19 protein-coding genes are annotated in these 21699 nt (G+C 72.5%); 13 read left to right on the forward strand and 6 right to left on the reverse strand.

The genetic code is table 11. The features are described from left to right. Positions 1 to 1961: Ig-like domain-containing protein (locus R7226_RS22655; RefSeq protein WP_318599627.1), on the reverse strand; the 1961-nt coding region annotated here is incomplete at its 3' end. Positions 1962 to 2087: 126 nt separating this feature from the next. Further along, positions 2088 to 3371: a peptidase T gene (pepT, locus tag R7226_RS22660; RefSeq protein ID WP_318599628.1), complete on the reverse strand. Its 1284-nt coding sequence runs from the start codon at positions 3369 to 3371 to the stop codon at positions 2088 to 2090. Between the two features lie 44 nt (positions 3372 to 3415). Between pepT and R7226_RS22665 the strand changes: the two genes are divergently transcribed. The 3 genes from R7226_RS22665 (at position 3416) to R7226_RS22675 (ending at position 5129) form a co-directional block, all read left to right on the forward strand. Continuing rightward, positions 3416 to 3610 (forward strand): hypothetical protein, encoded by a 195-nt coding sequence (locus R7226_RS22665; RefSeq protein WP_318599629.1) that lies wholly within the window; start codon positions 3416 to 3418, stop codon positions 3608 to 3610. A 291-nt stretch (positions 3611 to 3901) separates the two neighbouring features. Beyond that, positions 3902 to 4840 carry a hypothetical protein gene (locus tag R7226_RS22670; protein WP_318599630.1) on the forward strand — a complete coding sequence of 313 codons (939 nt, stop codon included), beginning with the start codon at positions 3902 to 3904 and terminating at the stop codon, positions 4838 to 4840. Further along, positions 4815 to 5129, forward strand: a complete 315-nt coding sequence (locus R7226_RS22675) for an STAS-like domain-containing protein (RefSeq protein ID WP_318599631.1) — start codon at positions 4815 to 4817, stop codon at positions 5127 to 5129. The genes R7226_RS22670 and R7226_RS22675 overlap by 26 nt, the downstream gene beginning before the upstream one ends. 5 nt (positions 5130 to 5134) lie before the next feature. Here the strand turns inward: R7226_RS22675 and ligD are convergent, their stop codons facing one another. Beyond that, positions 5135 to 6088, reverse strand: a complete 954-nt coding sequence (gene ligD, locus R7226_RS22680) for a non-homologous end-joining DNA ligase (protein WP_318599632.1) — start codon at positions 6086 to 6088, stop codon at positions 5135 to 5137. 31 nt (positions 6089 to 6119) lie between these two features. After that, positions 6120 to 6776, reverse strand: coding sequence for a hypothetical protein (locus R7226_RS22685; RefSeq protein WP_318599633.1), 657 nt, complete (start codon positions 6774 to 6776; stop codon positions 6120 to 6122). Between the two features lie 103 nt (positions 6777 to 6879). Between R7226_RS22685 and R7226_RS22690 the strand changes: the two genes are divergently transcribed. From R7226_RS22690 to R7226_RS22710, 5 genes are all read left to right on the forward strand, one after another. Next, a complete protein-coding gene (locus tag R7226_RS22690; protein WP_318599634.1) occupies positions 6880 to 7221 on the forward strand; it encodes a response regulator in 342 nt (113 codons plus the stop codon). Between the two features lie 103 nt (positions 7222 to 7324). Next, on the forward strand, positions 7325 to 8359 hold the full coding sequence (locus tag R7226_RS22695; protein WP_318599635.1) for a sensor histidine kinase: 1035 nt from the start codon (positions 7325 to 7327) through the stop codon (positions 8357 to 8359). 28 nt (positions 8360 to 8387) lie between these two features. Then, the gene (locus R7226_RS22700; RefSeq protein ID WP_404827891.1) at positions 8388 to 9041 is read left to right on the forward strand and encodes a response regulator transcription factor; all 654 of its coding nucleotides are present in this window, start codon (positions 8388 to 8390) and stop codon (positions 9039 to 9041) included. Positions 9042 to 9111: 70 nt separating this feature from the next. Continuing rightward, entirely contained in the window at positions 9112 to 10365 is a 1254-nt protein-coding gene (locus R7226_RS22705) for a hypothetical protein (RefSeq protein ID WP_318599637.1), read from the forward strand. A gap of 114 nt (positions 10366 to 10479) precedes the next feature. Beyond that, positions 10480 to 11988, forward strand: a complete 1509-nt coding sequence (locus R7226_RS22710) for a calcium-binding protein (protein ID WP_318599638.1) — start codon at positions 10480 to 10482, stop codon at positions 11986 to 11988. A gap of 105 nt (positions 11989 to 12093) precedes the next feature. Here the strand turns inward: R7226_RS22710 and R7226_RS22715 are convergent, their stop codons facing one another. Together R7226_RS22715 and R7226_RS22720 are read right to left on the reverse strand one after the other, a co-directional pair. Further along, complete coding sequence (locus R7226_RS22715) at positions 12094 to 14178, reverse strand: HAMP domain-containing methyl-accepting chemotaxis protein (protein ID WP_318599639.1); 2085 nt, start codon at positions 14176 to 14178, stop codon at positions 12094 to 12096. Between the two features lie 13 nt (positions 14179 to 14191). Then, entirely contained in the window at positions 14192 to 16291 is a 2100-nt protein-coding gene (locus R7226_RS22720; RefSeq protein ID WP_318599640.1) for a methyl-accepting chemotaxis protein, read from the reverse strand. A 333-nt stretch (positions 16292 to 16624) separates the two neighbouring features. Between R7226_RS22720 and R7226_RS22725 the strand changes: the two genes are divergently transcribed. From R7226_RS22725 to R7226_RS22745, 5 genes are read left to right on the forward strand one after another with little or no spacing between them, the layout of a single operon-like run. Continuing rightward, on the forward strand, positions 16625 to 17434 hold the full coding sequence (locus tag R7226_RS22725; RefSeq protein ID WP_318599641.1) for an ABC transporter permease: 810 nt from the start codon (positions 16625 to 16627) through the stop codon (positions 17432 to 17434). After that, positions 17431 to 18216: an ABC transporter ATP-binding protein gene (locus R7226_RS22730; protein WP_318599642.1), complete on the forward strand. Its 786-nt coding sequence runs from the start codon at positions 17431 to 17433 to the stop codon at positions 18214 to 18216. The genes R7226_RS22725 and R7226_RS22730 overlap by 4 nt, the downstream gene beginning before the upstream one ends. A 31-nt stretch (positions 18217 to 18247) precedes the next feature. Next, a complete protein-coding gene (locus R7226_RS22735) occupies positions 18248 to 19279 on the forward strand; it encodes an ABC transporter substrate-binding protein (protein WP_318599643.1) in 1032 nt (343 codons plus the stop codon). A gap of 11 nt (positions 19280 to 19290) precedes the next feature. Beyond that, positions 19291 to 20421, forward strand: a complete 1131-nt coding sequence (locus R7226_RS22740) for an LLM class flavin-dependent oxidoreductase (RefSeq protein ID WP_318599644.1) — start codon at positions 19291 to 19293, stop codon at positions 20419 to 20421. Between the two features lie 25 nt (positions 20422 to 20446). Beyond that, positions 20447 to 21667: a phage tail protein gene (locus R7226_RS22745; RefSeq protein WP_318599645.1), complete on the forward strand. Its 1221-nt coding sequence runs from the start codon at positions 20447 to 20449 to the stop codon at positions 21665 to 21667. Positions 21668 to 21699 lie beyond the last annotated feature (32 nt).

Below are 21699 nucleotides of genomic sequence, written 5' to 3' on the forward strand. Positions count from 1 at the left end.
CCGGCGGCCCCGCCCGCGCCGCCGGCGGATGCCGTGCCGGCGCCGCCGCCCTTGCCGCCACCGGTGCCCGACCACTGGCCGCCGTTGCCGCCGGCCGCGCCGCCGTTGGCCTCGCTCGCGCCACCGCCACCGCCGGCCGCGATCAGCTGGCGCGAGTCGACGATCCCCAGCGGGCAGTCGATCAGGCGGCAGGTGCGCACGTCGGAGGCGCCGCCGCCGCCGTTGCCGAGCGAGACGGCGATGTCCATCGGCTGTCTGTCGCCGCCGTCGCCGCCGCCGTTGAAGCCGCCGCTCTTGCCGGCGGCGTTGCCGGCGACGTGGACGAACAGCCTCTGCCCGGGCGTGACGGTCAGGTCGCGCACCGCGGTCGCGCCGCGACCGCCGCCGCCGACCCCGGCGCCGCCGCCGCTGCCGCCGGCCCCGCCGACGGCGAGCACGCGCACGCTGGAGACGCCGGCCGGCACCGTCCAGCACTGCTCGTCGCCGGTCGTCTCGAATCTGCGCAGGCTGCCGGTGACGCAGGCGCGCAGCTGCGTCAGCGTCGCGGTCGCTCTCGGCTGGCCGCTCGCGTTCGGCAGCGTCGCGGTGAGCGTCGATCTGCCGGGCGTCGTCGACGCGGTGACGGAAGCGTAGTAGGAGCCGTTGCCGAGGTCGCCGACGCCGCCGACCGTCTGGCCGCCGTCGCTGGCGAGCGTGACCGTCTGTCCGGCGACGGGGTTGCCGTTGGCGTCTCTGACCGTGATGTTCGCGTCGGCGAAGCTGCTGCCGTCGGCGTAGAGGACGGCGTCGGGGAAGGAGAGCGAGATCTGCGTCGCCGGGCCGGCGCTCTGCGTCAGCGTCGCGCTGTCGGAGAGCGCGCCGACCGACGCTCTGATCGTCGCCGTCCCGGCCGTCGTCGTGGCGGTGACCGTCGCGCTGTAGGTGCCGTCGCCGTAGTCGGTCGTGGCGCCGATCTGCTGGCTGCCGCTGCTCGTGAAGGTGACCGTTCTGCCCGGGACCGGGAAGCCGTCGCCGTCTCTGACGGTCGCGGTCGCCGTCGTCGTGCTGCCGCCGTCGGCGACGAGCGTCGACTGCGCCAGTCTCAGCGCGAGCGTCACGGGGTCGCCGTAGAAGGTGAAGGTGACCGCGGCGGGGGCGCTGCTGAGGCCGAGCGTGCCGCCGGCCGGAACGAGGCTGGAGCCGCCTCCGCCGCCGCCCGAGTACTCGTAGGAGCTGCCGTCGTTGCCGCTGCCGCCGCCGCCGTAGAGGCCGCCGCCACCGCCGGCGCCGCCGTACTGGGAGCCGGCGCCGCCGATCGCGCCACTGCCGGAAAGGCCGCCGATCGCGCCGCCGGCGCCGGGCGCGCTCGCCGTGCCGGCGCCGCCGACGCCCTCGTTGAGGGAGAAGGTGACTCTGCTGCCGGCCTGGCCCGCCGCGCCGCCGTTGCCCCCGCCGAAGAACGCTCCGCCCCCGCCGCCGCCGCCGGCCGCGACGAGCAGGCGCGCGTCGAGCGAGAGCGGGTTGGAGGAGGGCAGCGTGCGGATGTCGGTCGCGCCGCCACCGCCGCCGCCCGCGGTCGGGTAGGTCGAGCAGCCCCAGCCGTCGCAGACCTGCCAGCTGCTCGTGCCGGCCGCGCCGCCGCCGTTGAAGCCGCCCGTGCCGACGGCGCCGTTGCCGCCGACGAGCACGTAGAGGGTCGAGCCCGGCGTCGCCGCGATGTCGCCCGCGATCCGCGCACCGGAGCCGCCGGCCGCCGACGTGGGCCGCCCGTTGGCGCCGCCTCTGGCGCCGATCGCCTCGACGCGCAGCGTGCCCGGTCCGGACGGGACCGTGTAGCACTGCTCGGCGCCGGTGTAGGTGAACGTGACCTGGGCGCCGGCGAGGCAGGTCGGGTCGGCCTGCGCGGTCGCGGAGGTCAGCAGCAGGAGGAGGAGGCTCAGCAGCGTGGCAAGCGCGAGCGAGAGTCGGGCAACGGTTGGCATCACCTCCGATACTCGGCAGCGCCCGCCGCGAAGAGATCCCTCAGTTGATGATCTTTCGCCCGGCGCTGGACGTTTGTTCCAGCTGCCAGCGCGGCCGCGGGATCGGCGCCAGCCGATCCCGCACGCTCAATCGGCGCCAGCCGGTTGAGACCACGCCTCCGCCAGCCGCACGAGCGTCGCCGCGGAGGCGGCCATCTCGTGCAGCGACGCCCACTCGCGCACCGAGTGGTACTCGTGACCGCCGGTGAAGAGGTTGGGCGTCGGCAGGCCGCGCGCGCTCAGCAGCGAGCCGTCGGTGCCGCCGCGGATCGGCGTGCGCACCGGCTCGATCCCCTCGGCGCGCAGCGCCCGCTCGGCCAGCTCGACGACCTCGGGCGTGGCGGCGAGGTGGTCGCGCATGTTCGGGTACTGCGCTCTGACCGTCAGCTCCAGTCGCGCGCGCGGCTCGCGCCCGACGACCTCCTCGGCGGTGCGGCGCAGCAGCGCGACGTGCTCGGCGAGCAGGTCGTCCTCGAAGTCGCGCACGATCAGCGTGATCCGCGCCTCGCCGGCGGTGCCGCTGATCTCGACGGGGTGGATGAAGCCGTCGCGGCCGCTCGTCGTCTCCGGCGTCAGCCGGTCCGACGGCAGCGCCGCCAGCACCTGCGCGGCCAGCCGGCCGGCGTGGACGAGCTTGCCGGTCGCGAAGCCGGGGTGGACGTCGACGCCGGTGATCGTGACGATCGCCTCGGCGGCGGTGAAGGTCTCGTCCTGCAGCTCGCCGAGGTCGGAGCCGTCGATCGTGTAGGCGCAGCCGGCGCCGAACCGCTCGACGTCGAAGTGGATCCCGCCCTGGCCGATCTCCTCGTCGGTCGTGAAGCCGATCCGCAGCGTCGGGCGCGGCAGCTCGGGGTGAGCGGCGAGATGGGCGACGGCGGCCATGATCTCGGCGACGCCGGCCTTGTCGTCGGCGCCCAGCAGCGTGTCACCGCTGGATGTGACGACGTCGTGGCCGCGCGCCGCCTCAAGCTCGGGCATCGTCGCGGGATCGAGCACGGTGCCGCCGCGCGGCAGCTCGATCACGCCGCCCGCGTAGGCGCGGTGGACGATCGGCTCGACGCCGTCGCCGGGCGCGTCGGGGCTCGTGTCGACGTGCGCGATCAGCCCGACGACCGGCGGCTCGCCGGGCGCCGTCCAGCCGCTCGCCGGCAGCGTCGCCATTACGTAGCCGCCCTCCAGCAGCTCGGCGTCGTCGAGGCCGAGCGCGCGCAGCTCGTCGACGAGCAGGCGCGACAGATCGAGCTGGCCCGGGGTGCTCGGGCGGGCGCCCGAGTCACGGTCGGACTGCGTCGCGACCCGCACGTAGCGAAGGAAGCGATCGAGCAGGTCGGGCGCGAGCTGCTCGGCGAGAGAGGAGGTGAACGGCGCCATATGAGGGCACCCTACCCATGCCCGCCTACACTCAGCGCACGCCCATGGCCAAAGCCTTCAAGCACTCCAAGCCGCTCAAGCCGAAGAAGAAGTGCTGCAAGTCCAAGCCGCGCTGCAAGCGCTGCCCGGTCGTGCTCAAGCGCCTCTCGCAGACCGGCTTCGCCGAGCGCCGCGAGGACGGCAAGTACGTGATGATCGACCTCGTGCCGAAGAGAACGCTGAAAGAGGCGCGGCGGTAGGGAGGTCGGCGGCGCGGTCGGCGCGGGATTGGGTTGGCAGGTTGCGCGAAGGTGTTGCAAATGCTTCGCAGACTTGTTGCGAGTTCGTCTAGTCCGATGACACGGCCCCGACTTAGGGTGGGTGTCACCTCATAAAGCGACCCGGGCGGTGCGTGAACACCCCCGGGCCCGGCACAGGAGCGCTGACTCCCATGCATGCCAAGCGTACTTCTCGCTCGCCGCTGTTCGCGCGATACGAACTCCGCCGGCCTCACCAAGTCGCGGCGGCCAAGACGCGGACGGGGCAGACCGATGCACGGCCGTGATCGCGACCGGCCGGTGCTGCTGCGGATCGCGCTGACCGGCACCTACGACGGGGACGACGTCGAGCGGTTGATCGGCGACCTCGACCCGCTCGCGCGCCTCAGCCGGCCGGTGATGCTCGACCTCGACGTGAGCGGCCTGGTCTCCCTCGGTGCGCCGGCGGCCGCGTGGCTGGTGGCGGTGGTCGAGCGCGCGCGGCATGCGGACCTGCTTGCGCACGCGGCGATCATCGACTCGAAGCGAGCCGGTGCGACGCTCGCGGCGGCGACGGGCATCGGAGGAAGGCCGCCTACGGCTGTTCACGGGTATCGCTTCATGGAGCGGTTCTCGACCCAGGATGAGTTGCATGCCATCACCGAAGCGCTTTCTGGGACGCTGGCCGCTCGCGGCGGGCTGCTCCCGGCTGAGCAGCTCGGGCTTCGGATGTGTTTGGACGAGCTTGGTGAGAACGTCACTTTCCACGCCGATTCTCCGACCGGAGGCGTCATCTCGGCCTGGCATCCCGCCGACACCTATGAGTTCGAGATAGGCGTAGCGGACCTCGGAATCGGGATGAGAACGAGCATCGCCCGCAATCCCGAGCACGCCGACGTGGCTGACGACCTTGATGCGATGGCGAGGGTCGTGACGCCACGTGTCACTTCGACGCCGCATCGCAACTCCGGTTTCGGTCTGCCGATTGCCTCGATCACCTTCACCGCCAACGGTGGCGCCTTCTATCTGCGATCCGGCGCGGCGGTGGCGAAGACCGGAATGAACACATCTATGCGGGCGACATCGCCCCATCTTCCGGGTACGCTGACCGGAGCCAGCATTCGCACTGACCGCCCCTTCGACATCAATGTCGCCTACGCCGAACTCAGACAGCATTTCGACGCGTCGCTCCAAGAGAAGGGATTCGATGTCGACGACTTTGAGACCCGCTGAGATCTTCGGTCCCGGATTGGTCGGTCGGTCCGTTGCCACCCCGCTGCGAGAGGACGTCGAGCGTCGGCTTGCGGCGGGGGAGTCTGTCGTGCTCGACTTCACCGGCGTCATGGGCATCTCGCCATCCTTCGCAGACGAGCTGCTGGCGAAGCTGCCCGTGGATGCGTGGGACGAGGGGCGGGTTCAGATGATCCACCTGCCGCGGGTCCAGGCGGACTTCGCGCGGATGCTGATCACGAGCCGGCGCATGCAGCGGCCTGAGGCAACCGCGCGCACATCTCTCGGGTAGGCCGCTCAGGCGGCCGCGTCGAGGCCGGCGTCGCGCAGCAGCGCGTCGAGCGCTCTGCGGGCGGCGCCGAGCGCGTGCGCGTCGTCGTCGATCGACGCCCACGGGTCGCCGCCGCGCGCCAGCCGCGCCGGCAGCGAGCGGATCGACCAGCGGTCCGGCCGCGTCGCGGGATCGTCCAGCTCCTCCCAGCGCAGCGGCGTCGCGACGGTCGCGGCGGGCAGCGCGCGCACCGAGTAGGGCGCGACGGCGGTGTGGGCGTAGGCGTTGCGCTGCACGTCGACGAGGATGCGGCCGCCGCGCTTGGCCTTGCGCTGCTCCAGCGTCAGCCGCTCGGGGTCGCGCGCGACGGCGAGCCGGCCGAGGTCGCGTGCGAAGGCGCGCACCTCGTCGTGGTCATGGCGCCGTTGCAGTGGCACGACGACGTGGTAGCCGCGCGAGCCGGTCGCGAGCGCGAACGGCGGCAGCTCCAGCTCGTCGCGCAGGATCGCGCCGAAGGCGAGCGCAGCCTGGCGCACGTCCTCGGCGCTGCCGCCGCTGGGGTCGAGGTCGACGATCAGGCGGTCGGGCCGGTCGAGGCGGTCACGCCGGGACGTCCACGCGTGCAGCGTCACGGCGGCCTGGTTGGCGAGGTAGACGAGCGTCGCGGCGTCGGCGGCGACGACGTGGGTGACGGGGTCGCCGCCCTGCTTCGGCGTCTGCGCGCTGTCGATCCAGTCGGGGAAGTAGTCGGGCTTCTGCCGCTGGAAGATGCCGCCGTTGCTGACGCCGTCGGGGAAGCGCTGCAGGTTCAGCGGCCGCTCGGTCACGTGCGGGAGCATCACCTCGGCGACGCGCTCGTAGTGGCGCGCGAGGTCGAGCTTCGTCACGCCCGACGGGAACAGCGCCTTGTCGGGCTTGGAGATCTCGACGACGCGACCGTCGAGCCGAATCGCGGCGGCGGTGCTGCCGGCGGTGGCCATGGCGGGGTGACTACCCGCCATGGCCGGTCGGCTATCGCCCGTCTCGCAGGTCGAAGTAGAGGACGGAGATCGCGAGCGCGGCGAGCGGCGCGACCGCGACGGTCACGAGGAACGTCAGCAGCACGCGCAGCGCGTCGCCGCCGACGGCGCCGATCAGGCCGGCGACGAAGGCGACGCCGAACAGCAGCACGAAGACGAGCACGACGAGGCCGAGGACGCCCCAGCCGTTGCCTCTGACCAGCTCGCGGCTGCGCTCCATCGCCTCGATCGGGCCCTTGCCCTCCAGCACGACCACGGGCGCGGTCACCGACCAGATCGTCAGCAGGAAGAGGCCCGGGACGATCAGCAGGATGAGGCCGATCCCGACGAGGATGCCGACGACGATCGAGGCCACGAGCAGCGGCACGGCGACTGGCGCGACGCTGCGGAAGAGGTCGCCGACCGAGGCGTCGAGCGTGCCGTCGCGGACGTCGTCGACCAGTCTCACGACGAGCCCCTGGTAGAAGGTGTGGACGACCATGCTGACGAGCGACGAGACGAGCACGAGCACGCCGCTGTCGAACACGAAGGCGACGATCGCGTTGATCAGGAAGACGACGAGCGCGGCGGGGATCAGCGCGCCGGCGTGCTCCTTGTAGATCCCGAGCGCGCGTCCGAGGACGGCGGTGGGATCGATGGTTGTGGTCATGGGCTGCATCATCGGCAGAGCCGCAGTCCCCCTAAAGGGGGAGATGCCGCGCCTGGCGGAGAACCGACGGTTGCCGGGGGCGGCGATCGGCGATCATCGACACGTGCCCCGAACCGTCATCGTCGTCGACGACCACGACGCCTTCCGGCGTCAGGCAGCTCGTCTGCTGGAGGCGGCCGGCTGGGCGGTGGTCGGCGAGGCGCACGACGCCGCCGGCGCGGTGCGGCTGGCGCACGAGCTGAGCCCCGACGCGGTCCTGCTCGACGTCGGCCTGCCCGACGCCTCCGGCTTCGAGGTCGCCGAGCGCCTCGCCGACGGCCCGGCCGTGCTGCTCGTCTCCTCCGACGCGGACGCCGGCGAGCTCGCGCGCGAGCGCGCGCAGCCGTTCCTGTGGAAGGGCGCGCTCAGCACGGACGCGCTCGCCGCCGCCTTCGGCGCAGCCTGAGCGACGGTCCGGCCGCGCACCAGCGGTTCCGGGACAGGTTCCGGGATGGATCCGCGAATGTCAGTTGTCGGACCTTCGCCGGAGCCGTATCGTGGCGGCCGCGATGACGCCTGCCGCACGCCCATCAGACCCCACCGCAGTGCTCGCGCCGGGGATCGCCGACGTCCTCGACGCGGCGCTCGACGCCGTCGTCGCGATGGACGCGGACGGCCGCGTGCTGCATTGGAACCGCGCGGCGCAGCGCACCTTCGGCTTCGCCCCCGAGCAGGCGGTCGGCCGCGAGATGGCGGAGCTGATCGTCCCGCCGCGCCACCGCGACGCGCATCGCCGCGGCCTCGCGCGGCTGCTGTCGGGCGCGGCGCCGACGCTGCTCGACCAGCGTGTCGAGACGCAGGCGATCGGCGCCGACGGCAGCGAGCGCGCGGTCGAGCTGACCGTCACGCGCCTGCCGCAGGAGGGCGCGCCGATCTTCGTCGGCTACGTGCGCGACATCTCCGACCGCCTCGCCGCCGAGCGCGAGCTGCGCGCCTCGCGCCATCGCCTGCTGGAGGCCGCGTACGAGACCCGCCGCCGCTTCGAGCGCGACCTCCACGACGGCGCTCAGCAGCGGCTGATCGGCACCGGCATCGCGCTCCAGCTGCTGCGTGCGCGGGTCGACGACGGCGACGAGCTGGCGGCGCTGATCGACGAGGCGCGCGACGAGCTGACGGCGGCGACCGCGGAGCTGCGCGAGCTGGCGCGCGGCCTGCACCCGGCCGTGCTGACGCAGGGCGGGTTGAGGCCGGCGCTGCGCGCGCTGACCGGCCGCGCGCCGATCCCGGTCGCGATCGACGGCGTGCCGGCGGGGCGGCTGCCGACCGCGGTCGAGACGACCGCCTACTTCACGCTCGCCGAGGGGCTGACGAACGTCGCCCGCCACAGCGGCGCCAGCAGCGCGACGATCGCGATCGAGCAGGACGCCGAGCTGCTGCGCGTGACGCTGACCGACGACGGCCGCGGCGGCGCCGTCGTCGGCGCCGGCTCCGGCCTCGCCGGGCTGCGCGACCGCGCCGCCGCACTCGACGGGCGGCTGTGGGTCGAGCCGGCCGCCGGCGGCGGGACCCGACTGGTGCTGGAGGTGCCGTGTGAGCCCGTCTGATCCCGACGGCGCCCCCGCGCCCGCGCCGCTGCGCGTCCTCGTCGCCGACGACTCGGCGATTCTGCGCGAGGGCGCGGCACGGCTGCTCGCCGACGCCGGCTTCGACGTCGTCGCGCAGGCCGCCGACGCCGACGAGCTGCTGCGCAAGGTGCGCGCGCACAAGCCCGACGTCGCCGTCACCGACATCCGCATGCCGCCGCGCGGGGAGGACGACGGGCTGCGCGCCGCCGTGCGGATCCGCGCGGAGCTGCCGCACGTCGGCGTGCTGGTGCTGTCGCAGTACGTCGAGGAGGCGTACGTCGAGGCGCTGCTGGCCAACGGCGCCGCCGGCGTCGGCTACCTGCTGAAGGACCGCGTCGCCGACGTCGCGCGCTTCACCGACGCGCTCCACCGCGTCGCCGAGGGCGGCTCGGTGCTCGACCCCGAGGTCGTCGCGCTGATGATGGGGCGGCGGACCGCGCAGGATCCGCTCGGCGCGCTGACGCCGCGCGAGCGCGAGGTGCTCGGGCTGATGGCGGAAGGGCGCACCAACCGCGCGATCGCGGGCGCGCTGCACCTCTCCGAGCGCGCCGTCGAGCGCCACGTGACGGCGATCTTCGGCAAGCTCGACCTCGAGACGACCGGCGATGACCACCGCCGCGTGCTGGCGGTGCTGCGCTATCTGGAGGCGGTCGGGGAGTGACGCTGCAACATCGCTGATCTCTGACGAATGGCGCTGGGCAGCGGTGCGGCGATCCGCCATCATGTGGTCGATGCACGGACGCATCCCCCTCGTCGCGGCGCTGCTCGTCGCGCTGACCATCGGCGCAGCGCCCGCCACCGCCGTCGCCAAGCTGCCGCCGAAGCCGGCCGGCTGGCCCGCGACACTCCAGCTCGGCCTCAAGGACGATCCCGGCAGCGCCGCCGCCACGCGCAAGAAGTTCCGCACCGGCCTGCGCTACCAGTACCTCGCGGGCGGCGTCAACACCGGCGGTGGCTGGTCGACCTGGAACCCCGGCGGGGCGTACGTCTCCAACTACGTGCGCGAGTCGGTCAAGGCCGGCATGCTGCCGGTGCTGACGTACTACAACCTGCGCCACTCGAAGCCTGGCGCCGGCGTCGCCGACGAGATGAGAGGCGTGCTGCGCAACCTCGCCGACCCGGCGACGATGCGCGCCTACTACGGCGACGTCGCGCTCGCGCTGAGACGGGCGGCGGTCGTGCGGCCGAAGGCGGTCGTGCTGCACGTCGAGCCCGACCTGTGGGGCTACGTCCAGCAGGCGGCCGAGAACGACGACGCCGCGACCGTCACCGCGGCGGTCGCCGGCAGCGGCGTCGCGGCGCTGCGCGGCCTGCCCGACACCGCCGCCGGCTTCGCGCAGGCGCTCGTGCGGCTGCGCGACGCGCACGCGCCGAACGTGCGGCTCGCCTATCACCTCAGCGACTGGGGCACGAGAGTCGACCTGCACCTGAACAGACCGAACGGCGCGCAGACCGACGCGCTGGCGCGCAGAGCGGCCGCCTTCGAGCGCTCGCTCGGTGCCAGATTCGACCTGCTCTTCACCGACTGGGCCGACGCCGACTCCGGCTTCGAGCAGAAGATCCGCGGCGACGGCGGCGCCTCGTGGTGGGCGCCGGCCGACTTCACGCGCGCGAGCCGCTTCCTCGGCGGCGTCGTGCGCGGCACGGGCATGCGCGCGATCGTCTGGCAGCTGCCGCTCGGCAACACGGTGATGCGCGCGATGGACGACACCTGGGGCCACTTCCGCGACAACCGCGTGCAGACGCTGCTCGACGACGGCCGCCGCCGGGTGCTGAAGAGAATGGCGCGGGCCGGCGTCGTCGGCCTGCTGTTCGGCGGCGGGGCGGACGGGACGACCAACGCCTCCGACTGGAACAGAGACGGCGTCACGAACCCGCCGAGAGTGTTCGGCAGAACGCGCGACTCGTACAACGCCGACGACGACGGCGGCTTCTTCCAGCAGCTCTCGCGCCGTTACGCGCGCGACCCGCTGCGGCTGCCGTAGTCCGCCGCGACGGCCCTCCGGGGTGCCCCCGGGACGCTTCCGGGGATCCCCCCATGGGCGCCGCGGCCGTTGTGGCGCAGCATCGCCTCCATGAACCCGACCTGGAGGCTTCCGATGCTTCGCCGAAAGAGCGCGGCGCTCGCCGCCGCGGCACTCACGATGCTGGCGCTGCCGGTCGCGGCGCAGGCGCGCGGCACGATCACCTACGACGGCACCACGATGACGTTCAACGGCGACGCCGCCGCCGACCACGTCGGCATCGGCGTCTCGCAGGGCGAGCTGTCGTGGGTCACCAGCGGCCTCGACGCGATCCCGGCCGAGTGCACCGCGGCCGAGTACGTCGACCACACGGCCTACTGCCCGTTCCCGCAGAAGATCGTCGTCAACCTCGGCGGCGGCAACGACACCTTCTCGATCAGCAGCGCCGCGTGGGATCCCTTCCCGGCCGCCGTCGCGGTCGAGGTCCACGGAGGCGACGGCGACGACCGCATCCAGAGCGCGCAGGTGCAGGACGGCGGCCCCGGCAGAGACAGACTCGAGGGCCACGACGGCGACCAGACGCTCCGCGGCGGTCCCGGCGACGACGTGCTCGACGGCGGCGCCGGCAACGACCAGGTCTACGGCGAGGACGGCAACGACAGCCTCAACGGCGACATGTTCAAGGCGCCCGGCCGCGACGTGATCGACGGCGGCGCGGGGGAGGACTACGTCGAGTCGGAGTGGGCCGAGGGCGCGCAGAAGGCGACGCAGCCGGTCACGATCACGCTCGACGGCGTCGCGAACGACGGCCGTCCGGGCGAGGGCGACAACGTCGTCGGGATCGAGCGCTTCAAGGTCTACACCGGCGGCACCTTCCACGGCACCGACGGCGTCGACACCTACGAGATCGAGCCGGGCGAGTTCCGCCATCCGGCGACCGTCCTCGGCAACGGCGGCAACGACCGCCTCGTCGGCGACGACGACGTCGAGACGATCGACGGCGGCCCCGGCGACGACTACGTCGAGGGCGGCTGGAACAACGACACGCTGATCGGCGGCCCCGGTCGCGACACGATCTTCGCCGACGACACCGGCGCCCACTGCAACTACTGGACGTGGTGCCGGCTGCCGTTCGGCAACGACACCGTCGACGCGCGCGACGGCGAGGTCGACACGGTCGACTGCGGGATCGGCACCGACACCGTCAAAGCCGATCCGGTCGACGTGCTGACCAACTGCGAGAACGTCGACAGCGGCGTCGCGCCGCCGGCCAGAAGACCGCAGGACGGCGGCGACAGAAGAGAGCCGGGCAGAGGCAGAGGCGGAGGCGGCCAGGCGCTCGCCGTCAAGGTCGCCGGCGCGAAGCTGCGCGCGGCGTTGCGCGGCGGGCTCGCGATCAAGGTCGGCGCGCCCGGCGCCGGCAAGGTGAGCGCGACGCTCAAGCGCGGCAAGACGACGGTCGGCGGCGGCTCGGCGCGCGTGCGCAAGGGCGGCACGGTCGCGCTGAAGGTGCGCTTCTCGAAGGCCGGCGCGCGCTCGCTGAAGAAGGCGAAGACGGCGAAGCTGACGCTGACGGTCCGCTTCACGCCGAAGAGCGGGGGCGGGGCGCGCGTCTCGACCTCGGCCGTGACGCTGACGCGCTGAGCGGCCACCGCGGGCGCCGGCGTCACGCCGGCGCGGCGATGGTGAAGTGCCCGCCCGGCGCGCTGGCCGGGCGGGCACCCCTCCATCGAGGGACTTGCTGGTAGCTCAGATGCGGAACTGACCGACGAGGCGCTCCAGCTCCTCGGCCGTCTTCGCCAGTTCCTGGGCGGAGGCGGCGATCTCCTGCGTGGAGGCCGACGTCTGCTGGGTCGAGGCGGAGACCTGCTCGGTCGAGGCGGAGGACTGCTCGGCGACCGAGACGACCTCGGACATGTTCTGCTCCATCCGGTTCGCGCGCTCGCTGATCTCACCGACGGCGGTGGCGATCTGCTCGACGCGACCGGTCATGTCCTGCACGGAGGTGCCGATCTGCAGGAACGACGTGCGCGCCTGCTCGACGGTGGCGGCGCCGTCCTGCGTCTGACGGGCGCCGTTCTCGACGACGTCGACGGCACGACCGGTCTCGCGCTGGATCTCGTCGATCAGCCCGGAGATCGAACGGGCGGCCTCCTGCGACTCCTCGGCGAGCTTGCGCACCTCTTCGGCGACGACGGCGAAGCCGCGGCCCTGCTCGCCGGCACGCGCCGCTTCGATCGCGGCGTTCAAGGCGAGCAGGTTGGTCTGCTCGGCGATGCCGGTGATCGTCGAGACGATCCCGCCGATCTGGCCCGACTTGGCGCCGAGGTCGCGGATCACGGAGGTGACCTCGGAGGAGGAGGCCTGCACGGCCTCCATCGCGTCGGTCGCCTCGGCGATCGCGGAGGCGCCCTCCTCGGCGACGGCGCGGGCCTGCTCGGCCGCGCGCACGGTCTCGGCCGTGTTCTCGGCCGAGGCGCGGGTCGAGATGACGATCTCCTCGGTCAGCTCGCGCGCCTCGCCGACGGTGCGGACCTGGCGCTCGGCGCCGGCGGCGACCTCGCCGACGGCGCTTGCGATCTCGCCGACGGCACGGCCGGACTCCTCGGAGGTGGTCGCCATCTGCTGGGAGGCGGCGGCGACGGCCTGCGTCTCGGAGGAGATCTGGCCAACCAGGTCAGCGACCTTCGCGCGCATGCCGTTGTAGCCCGCGACGGAGCTGCCCAGCTGCGCGAGCATCGCGTTGAAGATCTCGGCGAGGCGGCCCGCGGCGAGGCCGGCCTCGGTCTCGATCGGACCGGTCGTCGCAGCGGCGTCGACCGTCAGGTCGCCGTCGGCGACGGCGGCCAGCGCCTGTTCGAGCTGCGCGAGGTCGTTGGCGGAGAGGCTCTCCATCCGCTCGACGAGCTGCTCCAGCGACGACTGGTCGCCGAGCGCGGCGCGCAGCTCGTCGCTCATCGCCTTGAAGGCGGTGCCGAGCGCGTCTCTGTCGGACTTCGGCTGCACGTCGACGGCGAGGTCGCCCTCGGCGATGCGGCTGGCGGCGTCGGCGGTCTCGGACAGGTAGGCGATCATCGCTCTGAACGCCTCGCCGGTCTCGCCGAGCTCGTCACGCGATCTGATCTCGACCGTCTGCTGCACGTCGCCGACGGCGATGCCGCGCGCGGCGGTCAGCATCTGACGCACGCCGTTGACGATCCGGCGCGAGAGCAGCAGCGCGATGCCGAGGCCGAGGATCGTCGCGACGACCAGCAGGACGATGATCAATCTGCGGGCCGTGTCGGCCGTGTCCTCGGTCTGCTGGACGGTCGCCCGCGACAGTCTCTTCTGGTAGTCGCCGGCCGCGACGACGGCCTCTCTCAGGACGTTGAACGCCTCCGAGCCGGCGGGGCCGCCGAGCACGTTGATCGCGTCCTCGGTGCGGCCGCCGTTGACGGCGTCGGCGAGCGGACCGACCGTCGCGTTCTGGTAGTCGGCCCAGGCCTTCGCGAGCGCCTCGTAGTTGGCGTGGTCTCTGTCGTCAGCGGCCAGTCTTCTGCCGGCCGCGATCGCGTCGTCGACCGTTCTCGGCGTCGTCTCAAGCGACTCCGACATTCTTCTCTTGTCGGCGGGGAGGACCGCGGTCGCCCAGCGGATCTGCACGAGCCGGTAGGTGAAGACCGACTCGCGGATGTCGCCGAGCGTCTCGGTCGCGGGGACGGTGTTGTCGCCGAGTTCCTTCGCGTCGTCGGAGATCGAGCCGATGCGGCTGATCGAGAGGACGCCGAGGACGATCATCAGCGCGATCACGACGAGGAAGCCGCCGAGCAGCTGGGTGCGGACGTTGAGCTTCATGGTTCCGATTCCTCTAGCGGGTCAGTGTGAACTGGCCGACGAGGCGCTCCAGCTCTTCGGCGGTCTTGGCGAGTTCCTGGGCGGAGGCGGCGATCTCCTGGGTGGAGGCGGAGGTCTGCTGGGTGGAGGCGGAGACCTGCTCGGTCGAGGCGGAGGACTGCTCGGCGACCGAGACGACGTCGGCCATGTTCTCCTGCATGCGGCCGGCGCTGTGGGAGATCTCGCCGATCGCGGCGGCGATCTGCTCGACGCGGCCGCTCATGTCCTCGACGCTCGTGCCGATCCGCAGGAACGACTCGCGCGCCTCCTCGACGGTCGCGACGCCGGTCGTCATGTGCTCCTCGCCGGCCTCGACGCTCGTGACGGCGGCGCCGGTGTCACGCTGGATCTCCTCGACCAGCTCCGAGATCGAGCGCGCGGCCGACTGCGACTCCTCGGCCAGCTTGCGGACCTCTTCGGCGACGACGGCGAAGCCGCGGCCCTGCTCGCCGGCGCGGGCGGCCTCGATCGCGGCGTTGAGCGCCAGCAGGTTGGTCTGCTCGGCGATGCCGGTGATCGTCGAGACGATCCCGCCGATCTGCTCGGACTTCGCGCCGAGGTCGCGCATCGCGTCGTTGACGCCGGCGGAGACGGCGGCCAGCTGGCGCATGCCCTCGCTCGCGCGGGCGATCGCGTCGGCGCCCTCCTCGGCGACGGTGCGGGCCTGCTCGGCGGCGCGGGCGGTCTGCTCGGCGTTGTCGTTGGACGCGAGCGTGGTGGAGACGACCTCTTCCGCGAGCTGGCGGGCTTCGCCGACGGTGCGGACCTGGCGCTCGGCGCCGGCCGCGACCTCGCCGACGGCGGAGGCGATCTCGCCGACGGCGCGGCCGGACTCCTCGGAGGTCGTCGCCATCTGCTGCGAGGCGGCGGCGACGGCCTGCGACTCGGTCGCGATCAGGCGCAGCATCTCGGCAACCTTCGCGCGCATCGCGTTGTAGCCCGCGACCGAGCCGGCGGTCGTGGCGTGCATCTCGTTGAAGATCGTCGCGAGGCGGCCGAGGTCGCGGCCGTCCTGCGCGTCGATCGTGGTCGTGACGGGGGTGACGTCGACCGTCAGGTCGCCGCCGGCGACGGCGGCGAGCGCCGCCTCGAGGTCGGCGAGGTCGCTCTTGCGCAGCGACTCCATCCGCTCGACGAGCGCCTCCAGCGACGACTGGTCGCCGAGCGCGTCGCGCAGCTCGAGGCTCATCGCGGCGAAGGCGGTGCCGAGCGCGTCTCTGTCGCTCTTGGCGCGCACGTCGACGGCGAGGTCGCCGGCGGCGATGCGGCGGGCGGCCTCGGCCATCTCCTCGAGGTAGGCGATCATCGCTCTGAAGGCCTCGGCCGTCTCGCCGAGCTCGTCGCGCGACTTGACGTTGACGCTCTGCTCGACGTCGCCCTCGGCGATCCCGCGTGCGGCGGCGAGCAGCTGGCGCAGGCCGCCGGCGATCCAGCGGGCCGATATCAGCGCCAGCGCTATGCCGATGATCGCGGCGAGGATCACGAGCACGAAGACGAGCGTGCGGGTGGAGGAGACGGTGTCGTCGGCGCTCTTGTCCTGCGCGGCGGCCGCCGCGGCGTCCGCTCTCTGCAGGCCGGCGATGCCGTCCTTGATGCCGTCGTAGGCCTGGTCGGCGGCGCCGCCGTTGCCGATCAGGTCAAAAGCTGCTCTGTAGTCTCTCGCCGCCACGAGGCCGTTGAACGGCTCCGAGCCGGTCTTGTAGGCGCCCCACGCGTCCGACAGCGTTCTGAGCGCCGCGCCGTCGGCCGCGCTGCCCAGTCTTCTGGCGGTCGCTATCGCGTCGTCGACGTCGGTCATCTCGCCGTCGATCTCGTCGCGCGTCTCGGCGAGCGCTCTCGCGTCGAGCCCGAGCGCGTGCTTGAGGATGTACTGGCCCTGGTCTTTGCGGACCTCGCCGATCATCGTCGTCAGATCACCGATGTTTCTCGCGCTTGGGACGGTGTCGGTCGCGTAGTCCTCGGTGACGGTGTGGATGTCACCGAGCTTGATGACCGACACGCCGCCGACGATCACCACCATCGCGACGACGGCGAGAAATGCGGCGAGCAGCTTGGTCTGGACGTTGAGCTTCACGGCGAACCTTCCTGGTTATGCGCGACGGCGGCGGATGAATCTGTTCAGGTGATCGGCAGCGATCGATCCTGGTTGCAACGACTTTTCTCGAACGGTCTTCCAGGTGGCGCGTCGGCGCGCATGCCCGCTGACGCATGCATACGCGCCGGACGGTATGCCGATCAGGCGAGCGTGAACTGACCGACGAGCCGCTGCAGCTCCTCGGCGGTCTCGGCGCTCCTGCGGTGGTGGTGGCGCGCCAATGAGGGATTTCCCGACAAATTCGCTTATTCCGGTCGGGATTGATACATTGCCCGCCGCGCCGAACGTCGGCGCGCCCAAACCCGAACCCTCATGTCTGCGATCGCAACCGTTCAACCGCGCGCCGCGCGGCGCTCTTGGCGCCCCAAGCGCAACACCGCCATCCGCTGGCTCTCGCCGCTGGTGATCCTGCTGCTGTGGCAGCTCGCCAGCAGCACCGGCGTGCTCGACGAGAGAACGCTCGCCTCGCCGGTCGAGCTGGCCAGAACGGCCCGCGAGCTGATCGAGAGCGGCCAGCTCGCCGACGCGATCGGCGTCTCGCTGCGGCGGGCGCTGGTCGGCCTGCTGATCGGCTCGATCGCCGGCATCGTGCTCGGCACGATCGCCGGCCTCTCCAAGCTCGGCGACGCCGTCGTCGACCCGCCGATGCAGATGGTCCGCACGCTGCCGCTGTTCGGCCTCGTGCCGCTCTTCATCCTCTGGTTCGGGATCGGCGAGACGCCGAAGGTGCTGCTGATCGCGCTCGGCGTCGTGATCCCGCTCTACCTCAACATCGTCGCCGCGCTGCGCTCGATCGACCCGGAGCTGATCGAGGTCGCCAGATCGCTGCGGCTGACGCGCTGGGAGCGGGCCCGCCACATCATCATCCCCGGCGCGCTGCCCGGCACGCTCGTCGGCTTCCGCCAGTCGCTCGGGATCGCCTGGCTGGCGCTGATCGTCGCCGAGCAGGTCAACGCCGGCGCCGGCCTCGGCTTCATGGTCAACAACGCCCGCGACGTGCTGCGGACCGACATCATCGTCGTCGGCCTGCTCTGCTACGCCGCGCTCGGCCTGCTGACCGACTCGATCGTCCGCGCGCTGGAGCGGCGCGCGCTGCGCTGGCGCGACGAGGTGACCCAATGAGTTCCACAGGAGCCCGAAGTGCGAGCCCCCAGGGCGAGTACTTCGAAGGCGATCCGAGGCCGCAGGCCGAGCGATCGGCCGCTGAGCCGGTAGTACGGCTGCGCGGCGCCGGTCGCGCCTTCGGCGACCACGTCGTGCTGAGGTCGATCGACCTCGACATCGCGCCCGGCGAGTTCGTCGCCGTGCTCGGCCGCTCCGGCTGCGGCAAGACGACGCTGCTGCGGCTGCTCGCCGGCCTCGACACCGGCATGACCGGAGAGATGCGCACCGGCAGAGAGCCGGCCGTCGTCTTCCAGGATCCGCGCCTGCTGCCATGGCGCAGCGCGCTCCAGAACGTCACGCTCGGGCTGCGCGATCCGGACCCGAAGGCACGCGGAACGGCGGCGCTCGCGGAGGTCGGCCTCGCTGGTCGCGAGTCGGCCTGGCCGCGTCAGCTGTCGGGTGGCCAGCGCCAGCGCGTCGCGCTCGCTCGTGCGCTCGTGCGCGAGCCCGACCTGCTGCTGCTCGACGAGCCCTTCAGCGCGCTCGACGCGCTCACGCGCGTCTCCGCGCAGGGGCTCGTGCGCAAGCTTTGGGAGCTGCACCGGCCGGCCGTCCTCTTCGTCACGCATGACGTCGAAGAGGCGCTGCTGCTGGCCGACCGCACGCTCCTGATCGAGGACGGAGCGATCGTGTTCGACGAGCGCTTCGACCTGCCGCGGCCCCGTCGCCGCGACAACCCCGAGTTGGTCGCCCGTCGCAGCGACCTGCTCCAGCGCCTCGGCGTCGACGACACCGAGTAGCGCCCCCAGACAACAAGAGGAGGCCTCACCGATGACACGTACGTCAGTACGCGCCGTGCTGCTGTCCCTGCTCGCGCTCGCCGCGCTGGTCGTTGCCGGCTGCGGCAGCGACGACGACAAGGGCGGCTCGACCGCCGCCGGCGCCGAGAGCACCGCCGCCGCCACGACCGCCGACGGCGGCTCCGACCTCAGCGGCGTGAAGCTGCGCGTCGGCACGCAGAAGGACGGCATCAGAGCGGTGCTGCAGAAGTCAGGCCAGCTCGACGACCTGCCGTACGAGATCGAGTGGTCGACCTTCGTCGCCGGCCCGCCGCTGGTCGAGGCCGCCGGCGCCGACAGAATCGACATCGCCTGGGTCGGCTGCGCACCGCCGATCTTCGGCGCCGCCGCCGGCGCCGCCTTCAACGTGATCGCCGCCGTCAAGGAGCGCGACAGCCAGGAGAACCGGATCCTCGTCCCGCAGGACTCCGACATCGCCTCGATCGCTGACCTCAAGGGCAAGAAGATCGCCGTGCCGAGAGGCACCTCCGGCCACGCCTTCGTGCTCAACGCGCTGAAGTCCGAGGGCCTCGGCACCGACGACGTCGAGTTCGCCTTCCTCGCGCCCCCGGACGCGCTCGCCGCGTACCAGAGCGGCTCGGTCGACGCGATCTCGATCTGGGATCCGTTCGCGACGCAGGCGCTCGAGACGCTCGACGCCAGAGAGATCGTCGCCGGCCAGCCGTACGAGCAGGGCCTCGGCTTCGAGATCGCCTCCACCAAGGCGCTCGAGGATCCGGCCAAGGTCGCCGCGATCCAGGACTACCTCAGACGGCTCCAGGCCGCCTGGGCGTGGGCGGGCGAGAACCCCGACGAGTGGGCCGCCGCGTGGACCGCTGACTCCGGCCTGCCGATCGAGGTGACGAGAGTCGCCGCGCTCAGAAAGGCGTCGGACATCGTCCCGCTCGACGACGAGATCGTCGACTCCCAGCAGAGACTGGCCGACCTCTTCCTCGAAGAGGGCGAGCTGACGAGAAGAGTCGTCTTCACCGACATCGTGAACGACTCGGTCTACAGCAAGTAGGTGAATTGAGCATGCCCGTCACACTGCACTGGTTCCTGCCGACGACCGGCGACTCGCGCACCGACCTCTCGAAGGGCAACGCGGTCGGCGCCCGCAAGCACCTCGACTTCAGCGGTGCGAGCGAGCGGCCGCCGTCGGTCGGCTACATCGGGCAGATCGCCCGTTCGGCCGAGCAGCTCGGCTTCGACGCCGCGCTGACCCCGACGAGCAGCTGGTGCGAGGACGCCTGGGTGCTGTCGGCGGCGCTGACGCAGGTGACGGAGCGGCTCAGATACCTCGTCGCGTTCCGGCCGGGGCTGGTCTCGCCGACGCTCGCCGCGCAGATGGCGGCGACGTACCAGCGCGTCTCCGGCAACCGGCTGCTGCTCAACGTCGTCACCGGCGGTGACGACGTCGAGCAGCGCCGCTTCGGCGACTTCCTCTCGAAGGAGGAGCGCTACGAGCGCGCGGGGGAGTACCTCGCGATCGTGCGCGAGCTGTGGAAGGGCGAGCCGGTCGACTTCAGCGGCAAGCACTACTCGGTCGAGGGCGCGCACGTGCCCAACCCGCCCGAGCTGGCGCCGGGGATCTACCTCGGCGGCTCCTCGCCGGGCGCGCTCGACGTCGCCGCCAGATACGCCGACGTCTACCTGACGTGGGGCGAGCCGCCGGCGCAGGTCGCCGAGAAGCTCGACCGCGTGCGCGCGGCGGCCGAGCGCGCCGGGCGCGAGCTGAGATACGGCATCCGCCTGCACGCGATCTCGCGTGACACCGCCGAGGAGGCGTGGGCGGAGGCCGACAAGCTGCTCGAAGGGATCGACGCCGACGCGATCGAGCGGGCGCAGGCGACCCTGCGCGCGTCGCAGTCGGAGGGCCAGGCGCGGATGATCGCGCTGCACAACGGCAGAACGGACGCGTTGGAGGTCTCGCCGAACCTGTGGGCCGGTGTCGGGCTCGTGCGCGGCGGGGCCGGGACGGCGCTGGTCGGCTCGCACGAGCAGGTCGCCGACCGCATCGCCGAGTACCACGAGCTGGGGCTCGACGAGTTCGTCCTGTCCGGCTATCCGCATCTCGAGGAGGCGTACCGCGTCGGCGAGGGCGTGATCCCGGAGCTGCGCCGGCGCGGGCTGCTGGCGGAGCCGCAGGCACTCGCTTCCGTTTGAGATCGTCTCATGTCAGGCTGCTGACATGAGACGTGCGCTCCCGTTCCTGTTGTTCGCGCTGGTCGCGGTCGTGATGACCTCGGCCACCGCCGCGGCCGCGCCCGCGCCGCGCCCGGCCGGGCTGCCGCCGGCGGAGCCGCTGCTGTTCGTCGTGCAGGCGGAGGGCGGGGCGCTGGAACCGCTTGGCGGCGGCAGCTACGCGCTGACGCTGCGCGGCGTGCCGTCGCGGGCGGTGTGGTTCTCCGACCGGCCGGCGCGCGACACCGGCGCGGTCCCGCTGCGGCAGCTGACCGGCGCCTACTGGCGCGGGCTTGGCTTCGCGGCCGACCCGCCGAACGCCGTCGTCACGCTGAGCGGGGGCAGAAGAGGTGCCGACACGGTCGCGTTGGAGCTGACGCGACCGCGCTACGACGCCCGCCGCGCGACCGTCCGCTTCCGCGCCAGACTGCTGCGCGAGCTGACACCCGGCCTCGCCCATCACGCCGCCCGGCTCGACCGCCGGCTGCCCCGTCGCTTCGGCGCCGCGTCGCTGTTCATCGATGACGGCTCTGTCGCCGGCCCCGCGAGCTGCGACGCGCTCGCCGAGGTCGACCTCTACCCGGCGTCGATCAGGCCGGCCTTCTCGCTGCCGGCCGCCGGCCAGATCGTCGCGATCCGCGGCCGCGAGGCGCTCTTCTCGCTGATCGGCGCGGGCTTCGGCGGAACGGTCCCCACCAGCTTCGGCATCCCTGGGGTGACGGCGCCGGCTGGTCTCGCCTACCGCCTCTGCGCGACCGGCGCGCTGTTCCCGGTCCCGCGCGACTTCGCGGGCGGTGATCCGGCGTCGTATCCGACCAACTGCACGAAGGGTACGGTCGTACTGAAAGCCCAGCAGGCAGTGCCCGCCGGCTGGACGCCGGCCGACGGCTCTGTCCCCGGCGGCCTCGCGATCACCGCGCCTCCCGGCCTGCGCTACGACCTCTGCAGCGGCGGCCCGGCGTGGGCCGAGGGCACCCAGAGCAGCCCGCAGTGCACGCTCGGGCAGGTGAAGCTGTTCGTGACCGCTGGGCTGCCGTCGACGTGGACGCCCGCGGACGGCCGCACACTCCGGATCACCGACGAGATGGCGCTCTTCAACCTGATCAACACCGCCTTCGGTGGCGACGGCATCTCGACCTTCGCGCTGCCGGCGGTGACCGCGCCAGTCGCCGGCACTCGCTACGCGGTCTGCACCGGCGGTGCCTACCCCTCGTCGGCGGTCTCCTGACAGCGCGTCCGTCAGGAGTCGAGCAGCGCCGG

Origin of the sequence: Conexibacter stalactiti, from assembly GCF_033542075.1 — a bacterium.
Lineage (GTDB): Bacteria > Actinomycetota > Thermoleophilia > Solirubrobacterales > Solirubrobacteraceae > Conexibacter > Conexibacter stalactiti.